20 protein-coding genes are annotated in these 19,891 nt (G+C 66.4%); 10 read left to right on the top strand and 10 right to left on the bottom strand.

Going from position 1 to position 19,891, the window contains the following annotated elements; genetic code table 11:
* Positions 1–2: 2 nt before the first annotated feature.
* Both ASE67_RS01100 and ASE67_RS01095 read right to left on the bottom strand, forming a co-directional pair.
* The gene (locus tag ASE67_RS01100) at positions 3–752 is read right to left on the bottom strand and encodes an SDR family oxidoreductase (RefSeq protein ID WP_055756009.1); all 750 of its coding nucleotides are present in this window, start codon (positions 750–752) and stop codon (positions 3–5) included.
* Entirely contained in the window at positions 749–1,120 is a 372-nt protein-coding gene (locus tag ASE67_RS01095; protein ID WP_055756007.1) for a dihydroneopterin aldolase, read from the bottom strand. Before ASE67_RS01095 ends, ASE67_RS01100 begins: the two co-directional genes overlap by 4 nt.
* 141 nt (positions 1,121–1,261) lie before the next feature.
* Here ASE67_RS01095 and ASE67_RS01090 point away from each other — a divergent pair, with 141 nt between their 5' ends.
* Genes ASE67_RS01090 through ASE67_RS01075 form a run of 4 tightly spaced genes read left to right on the top strand, consistent with a single transcriptional unit; the run spans position 1,262 to position 4,144 of the window.
* On the top strand, positions 1,262–1,759 hold the full coding sequence (locus tag ASE67_RS01090) for a GNAT family N-acetyltransferase (RefSeq protein ID WP_055756005.1): 498 nt from the start codon (positions 1,262–1,264) through the stop codon (positions 1,757–1,759).
* Positions 1,760–1,800: 41 nt separating this feature from the next.
* Positions 1,801–2,364, top strand: a complete 564-nt coding sequence (locus ASE67_RS01085; RefSeq protein ID WP_055756003.1) for a DUF1285 domain-containing protein — start codon at positions 1,801–1,803, stop codon at positions 2,362–2,364.
* Entirely contained in the window at positions 2,361–2,951 is a 591-nt protein-coding gene (locus tag ASE67_RS01080; RefSeq protein WP_055756001.1) for a CoA pyrophosphatase, read from the top strand. The genes ASE67_RS01085 and ASE67_RS01080 overlap by 4 nt, the downstream gene beginning before the upstream one ends.
* A gap of 32 nt (positions 2,952–2,983) precedes the next feature.
* A complete protein-coding gene (locus ASE67_RS01075; RefSeq protein ID WP_156348507.1) occupies positions 2,984–4,144 on the top strand; it encodes a CCA tRNA nucleotidyltransferase in 1,161 nt (386 codons plus the stop codon).
* Here the strand turns inward: ASE67_RS01075 and ASE67_RS01070 are convergent.
* The 3 genes from ASE67_RS01070 to ASE67_RS01060 form a co-directional block, all read right to left on the bottom strand.
* Entirely contained in the window at positions 4,114–5,790 is a 1,677-nt protein-coding gene (locus tag ASE67_RS01070) for a putative bifunctional diguanylate cyclase/phosphodiesterase (protein WP_327196652.1), read from the bottom strand. The two genes, ASE67_RS01075 and ASE67_RS01070, sit on opposite strands and share 31 nt — an antisense overlap.
* A gap of 128 nt (positions 5,791–5,918) precedes the next feature.
* On the bottom strand, positions 5,919–8,171 hold the full coding sequence (gene parC / locus ASE67_RS01065) for a DNA topoisomerase IV subunit A (RefSeq protein ID WP_055755997.1): 2,253 nt from the start codon (positions 8,169–8,171) through the stop codon (positions 5,919–5,921).
* Between the two features lie 60 nt (positions 8,172–8,231).
* Positions 8,232–8,813, bottom strand: a complete 582-nt coding sequence (locus ASE67_RS01060; RefSeq protein ID WP_156348448.1) for a TetR/AcrR family transcriptional regulator — start codon at positions 8,811–8,813, stop codon at positions 8,232–8,234.
* A gap of 144 nt (positions 8,814–8,957) precedes the next feature.
* Here ASE67_RS01060 and ASE67_RS01055 point away from each other — a divergent pair, with 144 nt between their 5' ends.
* The 3 genes from ASE67_RS01055 (at position 8,958) to purC (ending at position 11,555) form a co-directional block, all read left to right on the top strand.
* Positions 8,958–9,821: an alpha/beta hydrolase family protein gene (locus ASE67_RS01055; RefSeq protein WP_200922139.1), complete on the top strand. Its 864-nt coding sequence runs from the start codon at positions 8,958–8,960 to the stop codon at positions 9,819–9,821.
* Between the two features lie 119 nt (positions 9,822–9,940).
* Positions 9,941–10,681 carry a hypothetical protein gene (locus ASE67_RS01050; RefSeq protein WP_156348447.1) on the top strand — a complete coding sequence of 247 codons (741 nt, stop codon included), beginning with the start codon at positions 9,941–9,943 and terminating at the stop codon, positions 10,679–10,681.
* A gap of 94 nt (positions 10,682–10,775) precedes the next feature.
* On the top strand, positions 10,776–11,555 hold the full coding sequence (gene purC / locus ASE67_RS01045) for a phosphoribosylaminoimidazolesuccinocarboxamide synthase (RefSeq protein WP_055755990.1): 780 nt from the start codon (positions 10,776–10,778) through the stop codon (positions 11,553–11,555).
* 61 nt (positions 11,556–11,616) lie between these two features.
* Here the strand turns inward: purC and ASE67_RS01040 are convergent, their stop codons facing one another.
* Genes ASE67_RS01040 through ASE67_RS01025 form a run of 4 tightly spaced genes read right to left on the bottom strand, consistent with a single transcriptional unit; the run spans position 11,617 to position 15,041 of the window.
* Positions 11,617–13,419 carry an acyl-CoA dehydrogenase C-terminal domain-containing protein gene (locus ASE67_RS01040; RefSeq protein WP_055755988.1) on the bottom strand — a complete coding sequence of 601 codons (1,803 nt, stop codon included), beginning with the start codon at positions 13,417–13,419 and terminating at the stop codon, positions 11,617–11,619.
* Positions 13,420–13,423: 4 nt separating this feature from the next.
* Complete coding sequence (locus tag ASE67_RS01035; RefSeq protein ID WP_055755986.1) at positions 13,424–13,867, bottom strand: MerR family transcriptional regulator; 444 nt, start codon at positions 13,865–13,867, stop codon at positions 13,424–13,426.
* 31 nt (positions 13,868–13,898) lie between these two features.
* Entirely contained in the window at positions 13,899–14,363 is a 465-nt protein-coding gene (locus ASE67_RS01030) for an EF-hand domain-containing protein (protein WP_055755984.1), read from the bottom strand.
* A 39-nt stretch (positions 14,364–14,402) separates the two neighbouring features.
* On the bottom strand, positions 14,403–15,041 hold the full coding sequence (locus ASE67_RS01025) for a squalene/phytoene synthase family protein (protein ID WP_055755982.1): 639 nt from the start codon (positions 15,039–15,041) through the stop codon (positions 14,403–14,405).
* Between the two features lie 109 nt (positions 15,042–15,150).
* Between ASE67_RS01025 and ASE67_RS01020 the strand changes: the two genes are divergently transcribed.
* From ASE67_RS01020 to ASE67_RS01010, 3 genes are read left to right on the top strand one after another with little or no spacing between them, the layout of a single operon-like run.
* Positions 15,151–17,127, top strand: coding sequence for a TadE/TadG family type IV pilus assembly protein (locus ASE67_RS01020; protein ID WP_055755981.1), 1,977 nt, complete (start codon positions 15,151–15,153; stop codon positions 17,125–17,127).
* Positions 17,124–17,708 carry a TadE/TadG family type IV pilus assembly protein gene (locus ASE67_RS01015; protein ID WP_055755978.1) on the top strand — a complete coding sequence of 195 codons (585 nt, stop codon included), beginning with the start codon at positions 17,124–17,126 and terminating at the stop codon, positions 17,706–17,708. Before ASE67_RS01020 ends, ASE67_RS01015 begins: the two co-directional genes overlap by 4 nt.
* A complete protein-coding gene (locus ASE67_RS01010) occupies positions 17,699–18,403 on the top strand; it encodes a TadE/TadG family type IV pilus assembly protein (protein ID WP_055755976.1) in 705 nt (234 codons plus the stop codon). The genes ASE67_RS01015 and ASE67_RS01010 overlap by 10 nt, the downstream gene beginning before the upstream one ends.
* Before the next feature lie 48 nt (positions 18,404–18,451).
* Here the strand turns inward: ASE67_RS01010 and ASE67_RS01005 are convergent, their stop codons facing one another.
* Entirely contained in the window at positions 18,452–19,891 is a 1,440-nt protein-coding gene (locus ASE67_RS01005) for a pyruvate dehydrogenase complex E1 component subunit beta (protein WP_055755974.1), read from the bottom strand.

The raw sequence follows: 19,891 nt of genomic DNA, 5'->3' as shown, positions 1-19,891 counted from the left end.
GTTCAGCGGGCGAGGTGGACGAAATCGCGTTCGAACGACACCAACCCCGCCCCGCCATCGACGAAAAGCACCTGCCCGGTCGACGCGCCTGCCCCCGCAAGGAACAGGACGGCATCGGCCACCTGATCCACCGTCGGCAGCCGTTCGAGCGGCATCAGCGCGGCCAGGCGATCGACCTGCCCCGCGCTATAGTCCTCGGTCGCGAGCGTCAGCCCCGGCGCGACTCCGTTCACGCGCACCCGCGGTGCCAGAGCCAGAGCCAGCGTGCGCGTCGCCTCCCCCAGCGCCTGTTTCGACAGGGTATAGGCCAGCTGGTCGCGATGCGGATGAGCGATGCGCTGGTCGAGGATATTGACCACCGCGCCGCCACCCTGCGCCGCCAGCGCCGTCGCCAGCATAAAAGGTGCGGCGGCATTTACCGCGAAATGCGCCACCAGCGATTCGGCCGTGGGATGGTCGGCATCGTCGGCGCGAAAGCACGAGGCGTTGTTGACCAGCAGGTCGACCCGCCGTCCGAACTGCGCCGCGACGGTAGCGATCAGCCCCGCCGCGACATCGCCCTCGCCCAGATCGGCGGCGAAGATATGATGCGCCGCCCCCGCCGCCGCGATCGCCGCGACGACGTCCGCATCGGGGTCGCCCGGATGCGATGCATGGAGCGCGACGTCATGCCCGGCCTGGGCCAGCCGCACCGCGATATGCCCGCCCAGCCGCCGGAAGCTGCCGGTGACGAGCGCCAGCGGGCGGCTCACCGCCGGTGCCGGACCATGGTGACGCCGATCGATTCGCCCGCTTCGGCGATGGCGAGCTTCACGATGCGGATCTTCACCCGCTGCACCCGCGGATCGGACAGGAACAGCGTGTCGACGATATGGTCGGCCACCCCCTCGATCAGCGTGAAATGCACGCCGGGCGGCAGCGAGGTGGTCGCCGCTTCCTTCAGGTCCATATAGCTTTTCGACGCCGACAGCGGCGTGTCGGGCGTAAAGCGTTCGGGGCAATCGAGGTCGACCGTCATCGAGATGCGCAGCGGCTGCGGCAGATGGGTTTCCTCGGAATAAATGCCGGTCAGGACATTCACTTCGACATCATGGACTTCTAACTGAAGCGAATCGCGCAAGCGGCACCTGTCATCATCTGGGAATATGCGCGCGATAGCAGAAGGGGGCGGAGACGTAAGCCGCCGCCCGAATCTTCGCTTGTGCCCCGCCCGCGCGGCGGTACAGGCGCCCAGCATCCGACTTGCCGACTGGACCGACCCTTGACCGACCTGTTGCCGCTTGCCGCCGTTCCCGCCGCCGAGGTCGAGGCGCTGCTCGACACCGCCTTCGGTCACGACCGGCGGGGCCGAACGGCCTATCGCGTGCGCGCCGGGCTGTCGCCGATCGCGGCGCTGAGCTTCGCACTGGTCGAGGATGGACGACTGGTCGGATGCATCCAGTGCTGGCCGGTGCAGCTGGATTGTGACGAGGGCGGCGCGCTGCCGCTGGTCATGGTTGGCCCGGTCGCGGTCGCGCCAGATCGGCAGGGCATGGGGATCGGCCATGCGCTCATGCACCGGGCGATCGCGACGGCGGGGGACGACGCGCCGCTGATGCTGGTCGGCGACGCGCCTTATTATCACCGCTTCGGCTTTACTGCCGATCGCACCGGCGGATGGCGCATGCCCGGTCCCTACGAGCAGGCACGGCTGCTGGCGCGGGGCGACATCCCTGTACGATCGGGCATTCTCGCCCCCAGGATCGCGCTCGCGGCCTGACCCCCTTGTCGTGGGCGGGCAGAGCGAGCTAACGGATTTTCATGCCCATGCAGCCCCCCGCCGATTTCGCTTCGCTGTCGCTTGCCGAGGTTGCGCGCCTTGCCGCCGAGGCGAAGCTGCCGCCCGTCGATCGCTGGAACCCCACGCATTGCGGGGATAGCGAGATGCGGATCGCGGCCGATGGCAGCTGGTTCCACCAGGACAGCCCGATCACGCGGGCGGAGATGGTTCGGCTGTTCGCGACGATCCTGCGGCGCGAACCCGATGGCTCGCACGTGCTGGTCACCCCCGTCGAAAAGCTGTCGATCGCGGTCGACGATGCGCCGTTCGTCGCGGTCGAGGCGAAGCTGTCGGGTGAGGGCGAGCAGGGCCGCATCGCGTTCCGGCTGAATACCGAAGAGGTGGCAGTGGCCGACGCCGACCACCCGATCCGGATCGAGGGGACGATGGACGCCCCCCGCCCCTATCTGCGGGTGCGCGGCGGCATGGACGCATTGATCGCACGAACCGTCTTCTACGAATTGGCCGAGCAGTTGGTCGAAGGACCCGACGGACGGCGCGGATTGTGGAGCGAGGGCGCGTTCTTCCCGTTCGAACCGGCATGACGCTGGCGGAGCGGCTGCGGGCACGGCTCGCGGCGCCCGCCGGGCCGCTGCTGGTGGGGGATTTGAACGGCGAGGCGCCGATGCCCGAGGGCGGATGGCGTGCGGCGGCGGTGCTGATCGCCGTGACCGACCGGGCGGACCCCGGCGTGCTGCTGACCCAGCGTACCGACGACCTGCGCACCCATGCCGGACAGGTGGCTTTTCCTGGCGGCAGCGTCGACCCGAGCGATGCCGGCGCGATCGGCGCGGCACTGCGCGAGGCCGGTGAGGAGATCGCCCTGCCAACGGGCACCGCGGAGGTGGTGGCGACGCTCGACCGCTATCACACGGTGACCGGGTTCGAAGTGACGCCGGTGCTGGCGACCATTCCTGCCGACCTGCCGCTGGTGCCGCATCCACGCGAGGTCGACGCGATCTTCGAAGTCCCGCTCGCCTTCCTGCTCGACAGCGCGAACCACGGACGTGGCAGCCGCTGGCACGAAGGGCGCGAGCGGCATTATTACGAACTGATCTTCGGGGATCGGCGCATCTGGGGTGCGACGGCGGCGATGATCGTCAACCTGGCGCAAAGACTGAGATGGCCGTGACCGAAGCTACCACCCTGCCCCCGGCCGACTGGATGACGCGTCCGGGGCTCGACCGGCTGGCCGCGGCGCTGGGCGACGGCGCGGCGCGCTATGTCGGTGGCGCGGTGCGCGACACGCTGCTCGGGCTACCGGTCGCCGATATCGACGTCGCGACGATCCACCCGCCGCACGAGGTCGTGCACCGACTGGAGGCGGCGGGGATCAAGGCGATCCCTACCGGCATCGCGCACGGGACGATCACCGCCGTCACCAGCGGCACGGTGGTTGAGGTGACGACGCTGCGCCACGACGTGACCACCGATGGCCGCCATGCCGAGGTCGCCTTCACCGACGACTGGCAGGCCGATGCCGCGCGGCGCGATTTCACGATGAACGCGCTCTATGCCGATATGGCCGATCACCGGCTGTACGACTATTTCGGCGGCGTCGCCGATCTGCGTGCCGGGCGGGTACGCTTCATCGGCGATCCGCTGCGCCGGATTGCCGAGGATCACCTGCGCATCCTGCGCTTCTTCCGCTTTCTTGCGCGGTTCGGCGACGCGCCCGATGCCGACGGGCTGGCGGCTTGCGTCGCGCGGGCGAACGATCTGATGGCGTTGTCGCGCGAGCGGATCGCCGACGAACTGCTCAAGCTGCTGGTCGCGCGTGGCGCCGTCGACGTGCTGCGGCTGATGGTCGGACACGCCATCTGGCAACCGGTCCTGCCCGAACTGGACACTGCCGCCGTTGATCGGCTGGCGGCGCTGGTCGCGGCGGAAGCGGCGGGGGATATCGCGCCCGATCCGATCCGGCGGCTCGCCGCGCTGCTCGACGCCGGCAATGCGGAGGGGGTTACTGCCCGGCTGAAACTGTCCAATGCGCAGCGCAAGCGGATTGCCGTGGCGCTGGGCGACGGGACGGACAGTCCACTGGCGCTCGGCTATCGACTGGGGATCGAGGGCGCGGTCGATCGGCTGCTGCTGCACGACGACGCGGCGGCAGCGGCAACGGTCGCCGGCTGGACGCGGCCCAGCCTGCCGTTGTCGGGCGGGGCACTGGTCGAACGCGGGCTGGCGCGCGGGCCCGATGTGGCGCGGGCGCTGCGGCAGGTCGAGGATCGGTGGATCGCCGAGGGGTTTCCCGACCCGAACCGGACGGCGGCAATCGCCGACGAGGTGGTGGCTCAGGCGTTGCGGGCCAGCAGCAACGCATAGGCGGCATCGGCATCCACCGGCCGCGAATAGAAATAGCCCTGGCCAAAGGCGCAGCCGAGCGCGACCAGCGTATGTTCCAGCTCCTGTGTCTCGATCCCCTCCGCCGTGGTGCGCAGGCCGAGCGCCTGGGCGAGACTGAGGATCGCGCGCACGATCGCAACCTTGTCGCGGTCGGCCAACATGCCGGTGACGAAGCTGCGGTCGATCTTCAGCTTGTCGATCGGCAGCTTCTGCAAATAGGCGAGGTTGGAATAGCCGGTCCCGAAATCGTCCATCGCGATCGATGCGCCCATGTCGCGAAGCGCCAGCATCGTGCGCAGCGTGCGGTCGGGATCGACGACGAACGCGCTTTCGGTCAGTTCGATGGTGAAGCGGTCGCCCGACAGCCGGTGCTCGGCCAGCACTTCGGCGAACATCGCCTCCACATTGTCGCGCTGCAACTGCACCGCCGACAGGTTCACCGCCATCCGCGCACCGCAATCGCCGCCGGCCGCTGCGTCCCACGCCGCCAGCGTCCGTGCCGCCTCGTCCATCGCCCAGCGCCCGAGCGGTACGATCAGCCCCGATTCCTCGGCCACCGGAATGAAATCGACTGGGGAGATATCCTCCCCCTCCGGCGTGCGCCACCGTGCCAGCGCTTCGAAGCTGCTGATCCGGCCGTTGGACAGGTCGCAGATCGGCTGGAACGCCAGATGGAGTTGCCGGTCCTCCAGCGCATGCCGCAGGCGGGTTTCGATCGAGAATTGGCTGCGCACGATGTCGAACAGATGCGGGCGATAGACTTCGGTCTGCCCGGTGCGCTTCGATCGCTTGACCGCAAACTGGGCGTGACGGATCACGTCCTCCGCCTCGGCATCGGCGTCCTCGCCGAGCGCAATGCCGATCGAACATTCGACGCGGATGCTGAAATCGGACAGCTGGAACGGCTGCACCAGCGCCTGTTGCAGCCGCGACGCCGCGTGCAACGCATCGTCGGCCCCGTCGCGCAGCCCCAGCAGCACCGCGAATTCGTCGCCGCCGGTACGCGCCAGCACGTCGCAGCCGCGCAACACTCCCTTTAGCCGGCGGGCGACCGAGATCAGCAATTCGTCGCCCGACAGCGACCCCATGCAGGCGTTGACCCGGCTGAACCGGTCGAGATTGATTGCCAGCACCGCATAATGCGCGCGGTCGCCGGCGGCGACCCGTTCCTCCACCAGATCGCCGAAGCCGGTGCGATTCGGCAGGCCGGTGAGCGAATCGGTGCTCATCTCGCGGCGCAGGCTGGTTTCGGTGCGCTGTTCGGGGGTCTGGTCGACCAGCGACATCATGCAGCGGGCGATGCCGGCGGATTCCGGCCGCCGGGCGAGCGTCACGTCATAATGGCGGCTGTCGACCGCATCGCCGAGGCGCAGCCGCATCCGCCGCTGGGTGTCCGCCGACAGCAGGAACGCCAGCACCGCGTCGCCGATTTCGTGCAGCAGTGCCGCGCGCCCCTGGCTGGTGGTGAAGCCGGCGGCGCGGAACGCGCTGTTGACCGCTTCGAACACCACCCGATCGGCATCGGCCGCGACGATCGCGGTCGGCAGCGGCAGCAAATCGAGGATCGGTTCGCGCGGGTCGGCGACCGGCCGATCCGGCGTCGGCGCGACGCAGGCAATAGGCACGCGATTCCCGTGTTCCGGAATCGGAAATGCCTGCGACCTGAATGCCGAAAGTATCTGCCTGCCGAACGCCATCGGCTACCGATATGGCCGATGGAGGTTAAGAGCTTCTGAAACCCGCGGTCGCGCGATCAAAAACGATTATCGCGCGGGAAACCGTTCGGGGGCATCCGTCCGGCGGCACCGCGTGCCGCACGCCACGGTGACAGGTCGCTTTCGGTACGCATCCGCCCGGTTTCCCCGCCCATGGTCCAGTGCAACCCGTCGGCGAAGCGCAGCGTGCGCGCGTCGGACAGGCCACCATCGCGGAAGCGCTGCAATTGCACCCCCTGCCCGCGCGCCATTTCCGCCAGTTCGGCCAGCGGGAACAGCACCAGCTTGCGATTGTCGCCGATCGACGCGACATAATCGTCGTCGGCGGCGATCGGCCGGACGACCTTCAGCTTCGCCCCCGGACGCGGCGCCATCACCTGCTTGCCCTTGCGCGTTTCGGCCAGCACATCGGCCACCCGCACCATGAAGCCCCGCCCGTCGGTCGCCGCCAGCAGCAGCCGTTCGGACGCAGCGGCGCGCGACAGGGCAACGATCCGCGCTTCGCCGTCGAGGTCGATCATCGCCCGCACCGGTTCGCCAAAGCCGCGCCCGCCGGGCAGCTTGTCCGCGCCCAGCGTGTAGAATCGCCCGCCATCGGTCACGAGCAGCAGCTTGTCGGTGGTATGCGCGTGGAAGGCAAAGGCCGGGCCGTCGCCTTCCTTGAACCGGGCGGTGTCCGCCGACGCCAGCTCGACATGACCCTTGAGCGCCCGCACCCAGCCGCGCTGCGACAGGATGACGGTCAGCGGCTCGCGCTCGATCATCGCCTCGGCCGGGATTTCGCGCGCCGGCGCAGCTTCCTCAACCGTGGTGCGACGCGCGCCCAGCACGGTGTCGTGGCCATAGCGGTCACGCATCTTCGTCAGATCGCGCTTCATCCGCGTCCGCTGCCGCGCTTCACTGGACAGCAGCAGTGTCAGTTCGGCCTGCTCCTTTTCCAGCTTCGCCCGCTCGCCGCGGATTTCCATCTCCTCCAGCTTGCGCAGACTGCGCAGCCGCATGTTGAGGATCGCTTCGGCCTGCCGGTCGGTCAGCGAAAACTCGGCGATCAGCACCGGTTTCGGTTCGTCCTCGGTCCGGATGATCGCGATCACCCGGTCGAGGTTCAGATAGGCCGCAAGATAGCCGTCGAGCAGTTCGATCCGGTCGGCGATCTTCGCCAGCCGGTGTTCGCTCCGCCGGCGCAGCACGACGAACTGGTGGTCGACCCACGCCTTCAACGCCTCGCGCAGCGGCATCACGCGCGGGGTGCGATCCTTGTCGAGCACGTTGAGGTTCAGCGGCACGCGCGTTTCGAGGTCGGTCAGCCGGAACAGCCCGTCCATCAGCACCTGCGGGTCGACCGTCCGGCTGCGCGGTTCGAGGACGATGCGGATCTCCGCGTCCGATTCGTCGCGGACGTCGGTCAGGATCGGCAGCTTCTTGTCGTTGATGAGCGCGGCGATCTGTTCGATCAGCTTGCCCTTCTGCACGCCGTACGGGATCTGGGTGACGACGATCTGCCAGCCGCCGCCCTTCTCCCGCTCGATCTCGTGCCGCGCCCGCACGCGAAAGCCGCCGCGTCCGGTCGCATAGGATTCGCGAATCGCGGCGGGCGAATCGACGACGATGCCGCCGGTGGGGAAATCGGGACCGCGCACATGCGCCAGCACCGCCGCATCGTCGGCTTCGGGCTGATCGACCAGCACGATCGCGGCGTCGAACAATTCGGCGGCGTTGTGCGGCGGCACGCTGGTCGCCATGCCGACCGCGATGCCGCTGGCGCCGTTGGCCAGCAGATTGGGGAACATGCCGGGGAACAGCTCCGGCTCCTGCTCCTCGCCATTATAGGTCGGGCGGAAGTCGATCGCGTCTTCGTCGAGGCCCGCCATCAGGTCGATCGCGACCTGGGTCAGCCGCGCCTCGGTATAGCGGTACGCGGCGGCATTATCGCCGTCGATATTGCCGAAATTGCCCTGCCCGTCGACCAGCGGATAACGCAGCGCGAAATCCTGCGCCAGGCGTACCATCGCGTCATAGACCGACTGGTCACCATGCGGGTGATATTTGCCGATCACGTCGCCGACGACGCGCGCGCATTTTTTGTACCCCGATGCCGGGTCCAGCTTCAGCAACCGCATCGCCCACAGCAGACGACGATGCACCGGCTTCAGCCCGTCACGGACATCGGGCAGCGACCGCGCGGTGATCGTCGACAGCGCATAAACGAGGTAGCGTTCGGACAGCGCGCTGTCGAACGGTGCATCGAACACGCCGATCGGCGTTCCGGGGTCGGTCAGATCACTTGCCATCGCACCTGCGATAGCAGGGGAATGCGCCCCCCGCGAGGGGCGAAATGGAACGAACCGGGATCAGGCGGCCTGTCGTCCCGACTCCCGATCCACCTGCGGCAGTTTTCCGTCGACCAATGCCCAGATATCGGCGACGATCGAGTGCCATTCGTCGCTCTTCATGTCGATCAGCCCGAACAGCCGCATCAGGAACGCCCCCTCCATCGCGACGAAGGCGAGACGTAGCCAGCGCCCCTCATCGGTCGACAGGTCGATCGCGTCGATGCGGTTGCGGTACCAGCGACGCACCTGCATCATATGCTGCGGCGAATTGAGCAGCGAGACCAGCAGCGTCGGCGCGCCCCGCTTCGACCGGTCCTCGTAATTGGCGCCATAGGCGATATGCGCCCGGACGCGCGATGCCTCGTCCTCGGGAACGGCGCCCAGTTCGATCATGTGCTCGGCATATTCCTGCTGCCAGCGTTCGAACATCGCCGCGATCAGCGATTCCTTGCTACGGAAGCTGTACTGGACGCCGCCATTGGTGATGCCCATCCGTTCGGCCACCGCCGCGATGGTCAGGCCCGTCGGCCCCTTTTCCATCGTGACCGCTTCGGCGGCATCCAACAGCTTGTCACGCTCGATCGTACGAATTCTACCCACGGTACACGCCCCCTGCTGCCGTCCACAGGACAGCGCTGCCCTTCCCCACTGCCTCTTACCGCCAACCGCCCGGCAAGTCACAATTTATTATACGATATTACAGTTTGATTGTCGTTTCGCGGCAGCTGTTGCAAAATTGACCATATGACACCGCCCCGCAAGCCCGACATTCCCTGGACCCCGATGGAGTGGCCCGACCTGACCGCGCGGTCGCGGCCCGACCCCGACCATCAATTCCGCTATGGCGACGACAGCCTGCAGGTCGTCGACCTGTGGCTGCCCGCCGGGCGGCCCGCCGCCGGGCGCTGGCCTACGATACTGATGGTCCATGGCGGATGCTGGCAGAGCGCGATCGCCGATCGGCGGCTGATGGACTGGGTGGCGGCGGACCTGCGGGAACGCGGATTCGCGGTCTGGAACATCGACTATCGCGGCGTCGATCGCGATGGTGGCGGATATCCGGGCACCTTCCGCGATGTCGCCGACGCCGCCGACCTGCTTCGCATCCATGCCGATGCGCACGCCCTGAACCTGTCACGAATCGTTGCGCTCGGCCATTCGGCGGGCGGGCATCTGGCGCTGTGGCTCGCCGCGCGCCATCGCCTGCCGGCGGGCAGCATGCTGGCGCAGGGCGATCCGCTGTCGATCGCGCAGGTCGTCAGCCTCGGCGGACTGCCCGATCTCGCCGCGGTCGAGGCGAGCCCCGACAACGGCTGCGGTACCGAGGTAATCATGCAGCTGGTAGGCGATCGGCCCGATCGCTTTGCCGATACCTCGGTCACCTGTCTGCTGCCGCTCGGCGTGCCGATCGATCTGGTCAACGGGCGCGACGACCGCATCGTGCCGGCCCGCATGGCACCAGCCTTTGCCGCCTTGGCGCGCGAGCGGGGCGACACGTTGACGCTGCACGAGATCGCCGACACCGGACATGTCGAACTCATCGCGCCGGACACCGCCGCATGGGACGCGACGGTCGCGATGCTGCACCGGATCATGCCCCCGGCTTGACCACTCGCCATATTTACGCCACATTTCAGCCTCAATTAAGGCAAAGGTGGCGTATGCGGTACCGAGTTCCTGTTATGGCGGCGTTGATTCTGGCCGGGTGTAGCCAGGCGCCGCAGGATATGTCCGACGAAGCAGCCCCCGGCATCAACGTCACCGCCGCGCCGGGTGTCGCCTTCTCCTACCGCTATGGCTTTCGCCTGCCCGCCGCGCGGATCGCCGCCATCCAGGAAGCGCATGCCGCCACCTGCGAACGGCTTGGCATCGCGCGCTGCCGCATCACCGGCATGCGCTACAGCCGCAGCGAGGAGAACGAGATCACGGCGACGCTCGGTTTTTCGCTGGCACCCGACGTCGCGCGTGCGTTCGGCCGGGACGGCATTCGCGGGGTAGAGGCAGCGGACGGCATGCTGCTCGATTCCGAGATCACCGGCGAGGATGCCGGCGCAAGGATCGACCAGCTGGCACAGGCTCGCGAGGCCGCATCCGCCGAACGGGCCGCGATCGATGCCCGTAGCGGCGTGACCACCCACGAAGCCCGCGCCGAGCTGGAGCGGCAACGCGCCGCCGCGACCGGATCGGAACGCGATGCCGCCGCCGCCATCGCCGAACAGCGCGCCGCGCTGGCCGCGACGCCGGTCGTGTTCGAATATCGTTCGGGCCAGGCGATCCGCGGCTTCGACCCGGCATCGCCCTTTACCCGCGCCGCCGACCTTGCGGTCGCCTCGGCACGCTGGACGATCGGAACGGCGCTCGCGCTGATCGGACTTGCCCTGCCGCCGTTGCTGCTGGCGTTGCTCGGCCTGCTGCTGTGGCGGCGCGTCCGTCATCTCCTGCCGGCCAAGGCACCGCGCGCGGGCTGATTGCGCGGGCGCGCCCCTTCGGCTATGCGGCGGCTTTCCGCAGGGGGCCGGACACGACTGCTCTGGCCCACGCCGTTTCGTTGAAGGGAATCGCATGGCTCGCCGCCGCCAGATCTACGAAGGCAAGGCAAAGATCCTCTATGAGGGTCCGGAGCCGGGTACGCTGATCCAGTATTTCAAGGACGACGCCACCGCCTTCAATGCCCAGAAAAAGGGCACGATCAACGGCAAGGGCGTGCTGAACAACCGGATTTCCGAGCATGTCTTTACGCTGCTCGGCAATATCGGCGTGCCGACCCACTTCATCCGCCGCCTGAACATGCGCGAGCAGTTGATCCGCCAGGTCGAGATCGTGCCGATCGAGGTCGTGGTGCGCAACGTCGCCGCCGGTTCGATCAGCAAGCGGCTGGGCATCGAAGAGGGGCAGCAGCTCCCGCGCACGATCATCGAATATTATTACAAGGACGACGCGCTCGGTGATCCGATGGTGTCGGACGAACATATCCTGTGCTTCGGCTGGGCCGCGCAGGACGAACTGCACGAGATGGCCGACATGGCGATCCGCGTGAACGACTTCCTGTCGGGCATGTTCGCCGCGATCAACATCCGGCTGGTCGACTTCAAGCTCGAATTCGGTCGCATCTGGGACAATGACTTCAGCCGGATCATCCTGGCCGACGAGATCAGCCCCGACGGTTGCCGCCTGTGGGACATGACCACCAACGAAAAGCTCGACAAGGATCGCTTCCGCCGCGACCTGGGCGGCGAAGTCGAGGCGTATCAGGAAGTCGCGCGGCGGCTGGGCCTGCTGCCGGAGGGTGCCGATTCGGCGGTCCTCGACCTTGAGACGCATCGCAAGAAGCGCGAGAAGTAAGGCGCTAAAGCCAAAATAGTATCGTACCCCCGCCTGCGCGGGGGTACGTATTTGCTAGGTCCTACCCCCGCGCGAACAGCGCCGGGTCGAGCGCCATGACCGAATCCGCCCCGCCCTCGATCTTGCGACGAAGCGCGCCGGCGTCGGGAACGATCCGCTCGGCATAGAAACGCGCCGTCACCCGCTTGCCCTCGATGAACGCCGGATCGCCCTCGCCCGCCGCCGCCAGCGCCTCCGCCGCGGTCAACATCCGCAGCCACATCAGGCCGGTCGCGACGATGCCCATGATGTGCATGTACGAATGCGCGCCGGCCCCGACATGGTTCGGGTTCTGCATCCCGTTGGCCATGAACCACATGGTCGCGGCCTGCAGGTCCTTGAGGCCCCGCTCCAGCCGCTCGGCGAAATCACGGGTCGCGTCGGCTCCCTTGGCGGCCGCGATCTCTTCGGCGACGATGCGGAAGAAATGCTGGATCGCCCGGCCGCCATTCTGCGCGAGCTTGCGACCGACCAGATCCATCGCCTGCACGCCGTTGGTGCCTTCATAGATCATCGCGATCCGGGCATCGCGGACATATTGCTCCATGCCCCATTCGGCGATGTAGCCGTGCCCGCCATAGACCTGCTGCGCGTTGGTCGCGACGTCATAGCCCTTGTCGGTGCCATAGCCCTTGATGACCGGGGTCAGCAGCCCGACCAGATCGTCGGCCAGTTCACGCGCCGCCGCATCCTCGCTCATATGCGCCAGATCGACCTGCAACGCCCCCCATAGGCACAGCGCGCGCAGCCCCTCGGTCAGCGCCTTGCCCTCCATCAGCATCCGACGGACATCGGGGTGGACGAACAGCGTGTCGGCCTTTTCCTGCGGCTGTGCCGGGCCGGTCAGCGCCCGCCCCTGCCGCCGGTCGCCCGCATAGATCACCGCGTTCTGATACGCGGTTTCCGCCACGCCCAGCCCCTGCAACCCGACACCCAGCCGCGCGGCGTTCATCATGATGAACATCGCGGCCAGCCCCTTCATCTCCTCACCGACCAGCCAGCCCTTCGCCCCGTCGTAGTTCATGACGCAGGTCGAATTGGCGTGGATGCCCATCTTGTGCTCAATCGAACCGCAGGAAACAGGGTTGCGCTCCCCCAGCGATCCGTCGTCGTTGACCAGGAACTTCGGCACGACGAACAGCGAAATCCCCTTCGAGCTTTCCGGCGCGCCCGGCGTCTTGGCGAGGACGAGGTGGATGATATTGTCGGTAAGGTCATGCTCGCCCGACGAGATGAAAATCTTGGTCCCGGTGATCGCCCAAGACCCGTCGTCGTTCGGTACGGCGCGCGTCTTGATGAGGCCCAGATCAGTGCCGCACTGCGGCTCCGTCAGGTTCATGGTGCCGCCCCATTCGCCCGACACCATCTTGGGCACATACATCGCCTGCTGTTCGGGCGAGCCCTTCACCAGCAGCGCAGCAATCGCGCCGTGGGTCAGCCCCGGATACATCGCGAACGCCATGTTGGCGGAGATCAGATATTCCTCGAACGCAGTCGCGACGACATGCGGCATCGCCTGCCCGCCAAACTGCTCCGGCGCAGACAACGTGCCCCAGCCCGATTCGACGAACTGGCGATAGGCGTCCTTGAACCCGTCCGGCGTCGTCACGCTGCCATCGGCATGGCGGGTACAGCCCTGCTGATCGCCCGAAGCATTGAGCGGGAACAGCACTTCCGCCACGAAGCGCCCACCCTCTTCCAGCACCGCCTCGACGGTATCGGGCGTGGCATTGGCAAAGCCCGGCAATGCAGCATGGTCGCCGATCTTCAGCACATGGTCGAGGATGAAGCGGGTATCGCGAACCGGCGGGGTATAGCTGGGCATGGGTTCAATCCTTCTCCGGGGAAACGCCCTCTTGCGGGGCGGTCTGATGGGGTAGCGCCTCGATCGTCGCGACGAATTCGCCCAGTTCGGCGATCGCGGCGTCGATATCGCGGCGCTGGTTTTCGAGCAGGGTGATGCGGTCGCGGCACTTCTGCATCGTCACCTGCCGCTGCACGACCCGGCCATCGCCGATATCGTACAGGTCGATCATCTCGCGAATGTCGGCCAGGCTGAACCCGACGCGCTTGCCGCGCAAAATCCACGCCAGCCGCGCGCGGTCGCGCTGCGAATAGATGCGGGCAAGGCCCCGCCGCTCCGGCGCGATCAGCCCTTCATCCTCGTAGAAGCGCAGCGCCCGCGCCGTGACGCCGAACTCGTTGCACAGGTCGGTGATCGAGAAGCGGTCGGCCTCGTTCGAGTCGGCGATGAGAACGGGGGAAGCTGCCATCCCAACAAACTGCCTTACGTTGACGTGAACGTCAACTCTCTTCCGCAGCCGGGGTCGCGGGCGGACAGTCCGCCCGGCGCTTGGGCTTGCGCTTCACCGCGGTGGTCGCGAACTCGCCGGCGTCCAGCGCGCCATCCCGCCCCCTGTCGGCGGTCGCGAACTTGGTGGTTGTCTTGGCCGCCCATTCGTCGAAGCTCAGCCGTCCGTCGCCATTGGTGTCGAGCTTCGCATAGGCCTTGCGTCGGGACGCCAGATATTCGTCGCGCGTGATCCGCCCATCGCGATCCTTGTCATAGCGGTCGAAACGCTTTTGCTCACGCGTGCGCGCCGTCGCGGCGGGGGGATCGTCGGGCAGCGGCGCGTCCACTTCCGGAAGGGCGGCGGCCATGGCCGGCGGCGGGGGCAGTTTCTCGGTCGCCGCGTCGCTACGGAACAGGAAGAGCCCCGCCGCGACCAGCGCCAGCGCCGATCCCACCCCTGCCAAGAATCGCCACATCGCCCGTCCCCCTATTGCGCACCCGTTACACGCGAACCGTCACCGTCCGGCAAGCCCGAACCACATCAGCCGCGCGGCGCGCTTCGGCCCGCCCTGCGGCACGCCGTCCAGTTCCAGCCGGGCGGACAGCGCCAACATGCCGAGCGACCGCGCGACTCCGCCAAGCGGCCCGGCCAGCCTGACCCCGGCCTGCCGATCGGCCCGCGCCGCGACGGCGGCATCGCTCTGGTGCCGGGCAAGGTCGAACAGCGCCCATCCCTGCCCCAGCCGCTCGGCCACGGCCGCATCACCACCCAGCATCGCCGCCGCCAGCGCGAACAGCCGCCCGCCGCGTTCCACGGCGAAGCGCTCGAGCGCCGCATCGTCCAGCGCCTCTTCCTCGATCAGCACGTCCCAGCCATCGACGATCCCCGACAGCGCGCGGCCGCTCACCCCCCGCGGAAGAACATCGCGCGACAGTGCCTCCAGCACCGGCATCGCCGGCGGTGCGGCATCGTCCAGCTTCACCAGCTGCTCGCGCCACCATGCCAGCCGGATCTGCCCCAGCGCGGGCTGCGTTGTCGATCGCACCACATCGCCCAGCGCCGCGTCGAGCGCCAGCAGGGCGGACAATGCGGCACGACGACCGTCATCGGGGGCATAGGCCAGCGCGAGGCCGCGTTCGGGATCGTGGTGCATCGCGGCGATCAGCCCGCATCTTAAACATCCGTCAACCCCGCTCGGGCATGAAAGCCTGTGATATGCGCAGGTCTCGATTCCTGCGCCATGGCAATCGGACTGGGCGGGCATGATCGGATCGGCGGACGGGCGGCACAAGGAACAGGCCGGGGGCATCCTCGGCCGGCTGGCGCGCGACCGCCGCGGCAACACCCTCGCGATGATGGCGATCGCACTGGTGCCGCTGGTCGGGATGGCCGGATCGGCGATCGACACCGCCCGCGTATATTATGTGAAAGTGCGGCTGCAACAGGCCTGCGACGCAGGCGTGCTGGCCGGTCGCAAGTTCATGAACGGCACCGATTTCAACGCCAATGCGCAGCAGCAGGCGCAGGCGTTTTTCGCCAATAATTTCAGGGCCGGGATGATGGGATCGCAATCCCCGTCGTTCGTGCCGGTCAAGACAGCCGAAAACCAGGTGGCCGGAACCGCGAGCGCTACGGTGCCGATGACGCTGATGCGGATGGCCGGCTTCGCACCAGTGAGCCTTTCGGTCGCCTGCGAGGCGAAGCTGGAAATCCCGAACCTCGACATCATGTTCGTGCTCGATACCACCGGGTCGATGGGTGACACCAACCCCGGCGACAGCGCGAATAAGATCACCGGCCTGCGCAAAGCCGTAGTAAACTTCTACGATACGGTTGAGTCGGCAAAGAAAACCGGGACTCAGGTTCGCTACGGCGCAGTCCCCTATTCGTCCAACGTCAATGTCGGCATGTTGCTGAAGCCGGAATGGATTGCCGACCGATGGACATATCAGTCGCGCATTCCTGACGGGACCACGACCAGCAGCTCATCCTACGTCGACAACAATCCCTATGTCTGGGATGGCTGGTCTGGGTGGACGAAGGAAAGTGGCGATAGCGGCCGTCGAATAACAAAGACCGCGGCCGAAACTTGCGCTGTTCCCGGTAATAGCTACAAAGAAACCCCTATCAAATATGATGCTTGGACTGGGCCAGCAGACGGCCGCCAATCCCAATCCAGTCGCTGGAATATTACCGGTAGCAAGTTCACAGGGAACCTTGCGAACGGGATTTGCACCGTTACCGAGGATTGGTTCGACAATACGATCCAGACGAGAATCGACTATCGCAAACCAAACCCGAACAAGGGAAAAACGGTTACCACCAATAAGACCAACTATGTTTGGCAGTATCGTCCGGTCGAATATGACGTGCGTGCCCTGAAGGGTACGGGGTCGACGGTCAGCGGCGGTACGATCAGCGTCCAAGTCGGCGACAATCACACGTTCCGCGATATTTCGTGGGATGCGAGCACGGCGTGCATCGAAGAGCGGCAAACCGTCAAGCAGGATACTTATCCGAGCATCCCCGACGCCGCGTACGACCTCGACGTGGACATGATACCGACATCGGATCCGGCGACGCGATGGAAGCCTTGGCTACCCTATCTGGTGTATGTTCGGAACAATCTTTACGACTGGCAGACAGCGATGGTCAGCACGACCAGCAATCTGCAAAACGTCGGAAGCTATAACACCAATGGCAACCGACTGGCCTATTGCCCGACCCCCGCGAAAAAACTGGCGGTTATGAACCGTGGGAACATGGTCAGCTATGTAAACTCGCTGGCTGTCGGTGGTGGCACCTACCACGATATCGGATTTCTCTGGGGCCTGCGACTGATCTCGCCGAACGGGCTGTTCGCTAGCGAAAATGCGACTGCTGCGAATGGCAGCCAGATATCGCGTCACCTGATCTTCATGACGGACGGGCAGACCGATACCGGCCGACAGATTTACGACGCCTACGGCCTGCCCGCGCTGGACCAGCGTCGTACCAACGGCATGCCGACGGATGATCAGCAGAACACGATCGTGGCCAACCGGCTGGGCGCGCTGTGCGACGTCGCGCGCCGCAAGAATATCACCGTCTGGGTCATCGCGTTCGGCACGACGCTCAGCCCGATGCTGGAGCAATGCGCCGCTGACGGGCGCGCGTTCCAGGCCGCGAATACCGCGCAGCTGAACACTGCGTTCAGCAATATCGCGGCGCAGATCGCCAAGCTGCGGGTATCGAAATGATCCGCCGCGTGCTTGGCGACCGGCGCGGTGCGACGCTCGTCGAATTCGCGCTGCTCGCCCCGGTCATGCTGCTGCTGCTGATGGGGCTGTTCGACCTGTGCTACCGCTCCTACGCACAAGCGATCCTGACCGGCGCGGTGCAGCAAGCCGCACGGCGCGGCACGCTGGAGGGTAATAGCGGAAGCGATACGCTGGCCCGGATGGACACGGCTGTCATCGCTCAGATGCGCCCGGTCGCCAACAACCTGACCTGGCAAAGCAGCCGCAAATATTATCGCGGCTTCGCCAGCATCGCGCCCGAGACGTTCGACGACGCCAATCATAATAATCGCTACGATCCCGGCGAATGCTTTTCGGATATCAACGGCAACAAGCGGTGGGATACCGATCCGGGCAATGAGGGACAGGGCGGTGCGAACGACGTCACCGTCTATACCATGCGGGTCACCTATCCCCGGCTGTTTCCGCTGACGGGCCTGATGGGCCTGCCGCCGACGCAGGAAATCTCTTCCTCGACCGCGCTCAAGAACCAGCCTTACGGCTCGCAAGGCGTCAATGCGCCGGAGACGATATGTACCTGATCCCCCGCAATCCCGCACCGGCGCCGGCATTGCTGGCCCGCCTCCGCCAATTCTGGCGGGACCGGCGCGGCGTCGCCATGCTCGAATTCGCGCTGTCCTTGCCGGTCGTGCTGCCGATCGGCCTGTATGCGGTCGAACTGTGCAATTTCGGCATCGCCCAGCTGCGGCTGAGCCAGTCGACGATGGCGCTGGCCGACAACATCTCGCGCGTCGGGGTCGACACCAACATGGCGACGCAGCAACTTCGCGAATCCGATATCAACGAGGTGATCGAAGGGCTGCGCCAGCAGGCGAAGAACCTGTCGCTGACCGCGAACGGACGCGTCACCATCTCCAGCCTGGAAAAGAAGAACGGCGCGCAGTGGATTCACTGGCAGCGCTGCGTCGGGGTGAAGTCCGGCCCCGGCTATGATTCGAGCTTCGGCAAAGAGGGCGATGGCGGCACGTCGGGCAGCGGGTTCACCGGCATGGGCAGCGGCGGCACGAAAGTCGTGGCACCGGACAATTCCGCGGTGATCTTCGTAGAGGTCAATTACGACTATCAGCCGCTGATCTCGCCCTATTTCCTGGGCGCGCGCAAGCTGCAGCAGACCGCATCGTTCATCGTGCGGGACAATCGCGAACTGCTGACCGGGGTAGTCGATTCGGTGCCGAAAGTGACGCAGCGGATGCTCTGCACCTTCTACACCGAATGACGAAGCGGCCGCTGCGAACCGGTATTCCCGATCCGCAGCGGCATCGCCTTACTTGTAGGTAACCTTCTTCACCGCCGCGACCACCTTGTCACTGGTGATGAGTGCCAGCTTTTCGAGGTTGGCGGCATAGGGCAACGGCACGTCCTCGTTGGTGACGCGCAGCACCGGCGCGTCGAGGTCGTCGAAGCCTTCTTCCATGACCACCGCCGCGATTTCCGACGCGATCGAGCAGGTCGGCCAACCTTCCTCGACCACGACCAGGCGGTTGGTCTTCTTCAGCGACTTCAGCACCGTCTTGGTGTCAAGCGGGCGCAGCGTGCGCAGGTCGATCACTTCGGCGTCGATGCCGTCGCCGGCCAGCTTCTCGGCGGCTTCGAGCGCGAGGCCGACGCCGATCGAATAGCTGACGATCGTCACGTCCTTGCCCGGCTTCATGATCCGCGCCTTGCCGATCGGCAGGACGAAGTCGTCGAGCTTCGGCACGTCGAACGAGCGACCGTACATCAACTCGTTTTCGAGGAAGACGACCGGATCGGTCGAACGGATCGCTGCCTTCAGCAAGCCCTTCGCATCGGCCGCATCATAGGGCGCGATCACGATCAGGCCGGGAACGCTGGCGTACCACGGGCCATAGTTCTGCGAATGCTGCGCGCCGACGCGGCTGGCCGCGCCGTTGGGACCGCGGAACACGATCGGGCACCGCATCTGGCCACCGGACATGTAGTTGGTCTTGGCCGCCGAATTGATGATGTGGTCGATCGCCTGCATGGCGAAGTTGAACGTCATGAACTCGATGACCGGCCGCAACCCACCCATCGCCGCACCGGTACCGATGCCGGCAAAGCCGTATTCGGTGATCGGCGTGTCGATGACGCGACGGTCGCCGAACTCGGCCAGCAGACCCTGCGTGACCTTGTACGCGCCCTGATATTCGGCGACTTCCTCGCCCATCACGAAAACGCGGTCGTCGGCGCGCATTTCCTCGGCCATCGCGTCGCGCAGCGCGTCGCGAACCGTGGTCTTGACCATCTCGGTCCCTTCCGGGATCTCGGGCGCGGTCTCGCCTTCCTGGTCGGCGGCGTCGAACAGCTGGCGGGCGCCGGTTTCGGCGTGCTGCTGCGACGTGCCTTCGGGCGTCGGCGGGGCCTTGTCGTCGTTCTTCTCGTCGGCCTTGGGCGTCGCGGCGGCGGCATCGCCGGCACGCGCCTCGGACGGCTGCGCCGACTTGGCGGCGTCGACGTCTTCGCCCTCGGCGGCGAGGATCGCGATCACCGCGCCGACCTTCACGTTGTCTGTGCCCTCGGCGACCAGGATTTGGGCGATCGTGCCCTCGTCCACGGCTTCGAATTCCATCGTCGCCTTGTCGGTCTCGATCTCGGCCATGATGTCGCCCGACTTGACCGTGTCGCCTTCCTTGACGAGCCACTTGGCCAGCGTGCCTTCTTCCATCGTGGGCGACAGCGCCGGCATCTTCAGTTCGATCGGCAT

Origin of the sequence: Sphingomonas sp. Leaf23 (assembly GCF_001421585.1) — a bacterium.
Lineage (GTDB): Bacteria > Pseudomonadota > Alphaproteobacteria > Sphingomonadales > Sphingomonadaceae > Sphingomonas.
The sequence above is the reverse complement of the archived record's forward strand: the minus strand, read 5'-3'. Positions and strand labels throughout refer to the sequence as shown.

Excerpts from the sequence above, each read along its gene's own strand:
- ASE67_RS01075 (WP_156348507.1), top strand. The coding sequence starts at position 2,984 with ATGACGCGTCCGGGGCTCGACCGGCTGGCCGCGGCGCTGGGCGACGGC.
- ASE67_RS01050 (WP_156348447.1), top strand. The coding sequence starts at position 9,941 with ATGTCCGACGAAGCAGCCCCCGGCATCAACGTCACCGCCGCGCCGGGT.
- ASE67_RS01015 (WP_055755978.1), top strand. The coding sequence starts at position 17,124 with ATGATCCGCCGCGTGCTTGGCGACCGGCGCGGTGCGACGCTCGTCGAA.
- ASE67_RS01080 (WP_055756001.1), top strand. The coding sequence starts at position 2,361 with ATGACGCTGGCGGAGCGGCTGCGGGCACGGCTCGCGGCGCCCGCCGGG.
- ASE67_RS01030 (WP_055755984.1), bottom strand. The coding sequence starts at position 14,363 with ATGTGGCGATTCTTGGCAGGGGTGGGATCGGCGCTGGCGCTGGTCGCG.
- ASE67_RS01035 (WP_055755986.1), bottom strand. The coding sequence starts at position 13,867 with ATGGCAGCTTCCCCCGTTCTCATCGCCGACTCGAACGAGGCCGACCGC.
- ASE67_RS01010 (WP_055755976.1), top strand. The coding sequence starts at position 17,699 with ATGTACCTGATCCCCCGCAATCCCGCACCGGCGCCGGCATTGCTGGCC.
- ASE67_RS01025 (WP_055755982.1), bottom strand. The coding sequence starts at position 15,041 with ATGCACCACGATCCCGAACGCGGCCTCGCGCTGGCCTATGCCCCCGAT.
- ASE67_RS01020 (WP_055755981.1), top strand. The coding sequence starts at position 15,151 with ATGATCGGATCGGCGGACGGGCGGCACAAGGAACAGGCCGGGGGCATC.
- ASE67_RS01005 (WP_055755974.1), bottom strand. The coding sequence starts at position 19,891 with ATGCCGATCGAACTGAAGATGCCGGCGCTGTCGCCCACGATGGAAGAA.
- ASE67_RS01085 (WP_055756003.1), top strand. The coding sequence starts at position 1,801 with ATGCCCATGCAGCCCCCCGCCGATTTCGCTTCGCTGTCGCTTGCCGAG.
- ASE67_RS01055 (WP_200922139.1), top strand. The coding sequence starts at position 8,958 with ATGACACCGCCCCGCAAGCCCGACATTCCCTGGACCCCGATGGAGTGG.
- parC (WP_055755997.1), bottom strand. The coding sequence starts at position 8,171 with ATGGCAAGTGATCTGACCGACCCCGGAACGCCGATCGGCGTGTTCGAT.
- purC (WP_055755990.1), top strand. The coding sequence starts at position 10,776 with ATGGCTCGCCGCCGCCAGATCTACGAAGGCAAGGCAAAGATCCTCTAT.
- ASE67_RS01040 (WP_055755988.1), bottom strand. The coding sequence starts at position 13,419 with ATGCCCAGCTATACCCCGCCGGTTCGCGATACCCGCTTCATCCTCGAC.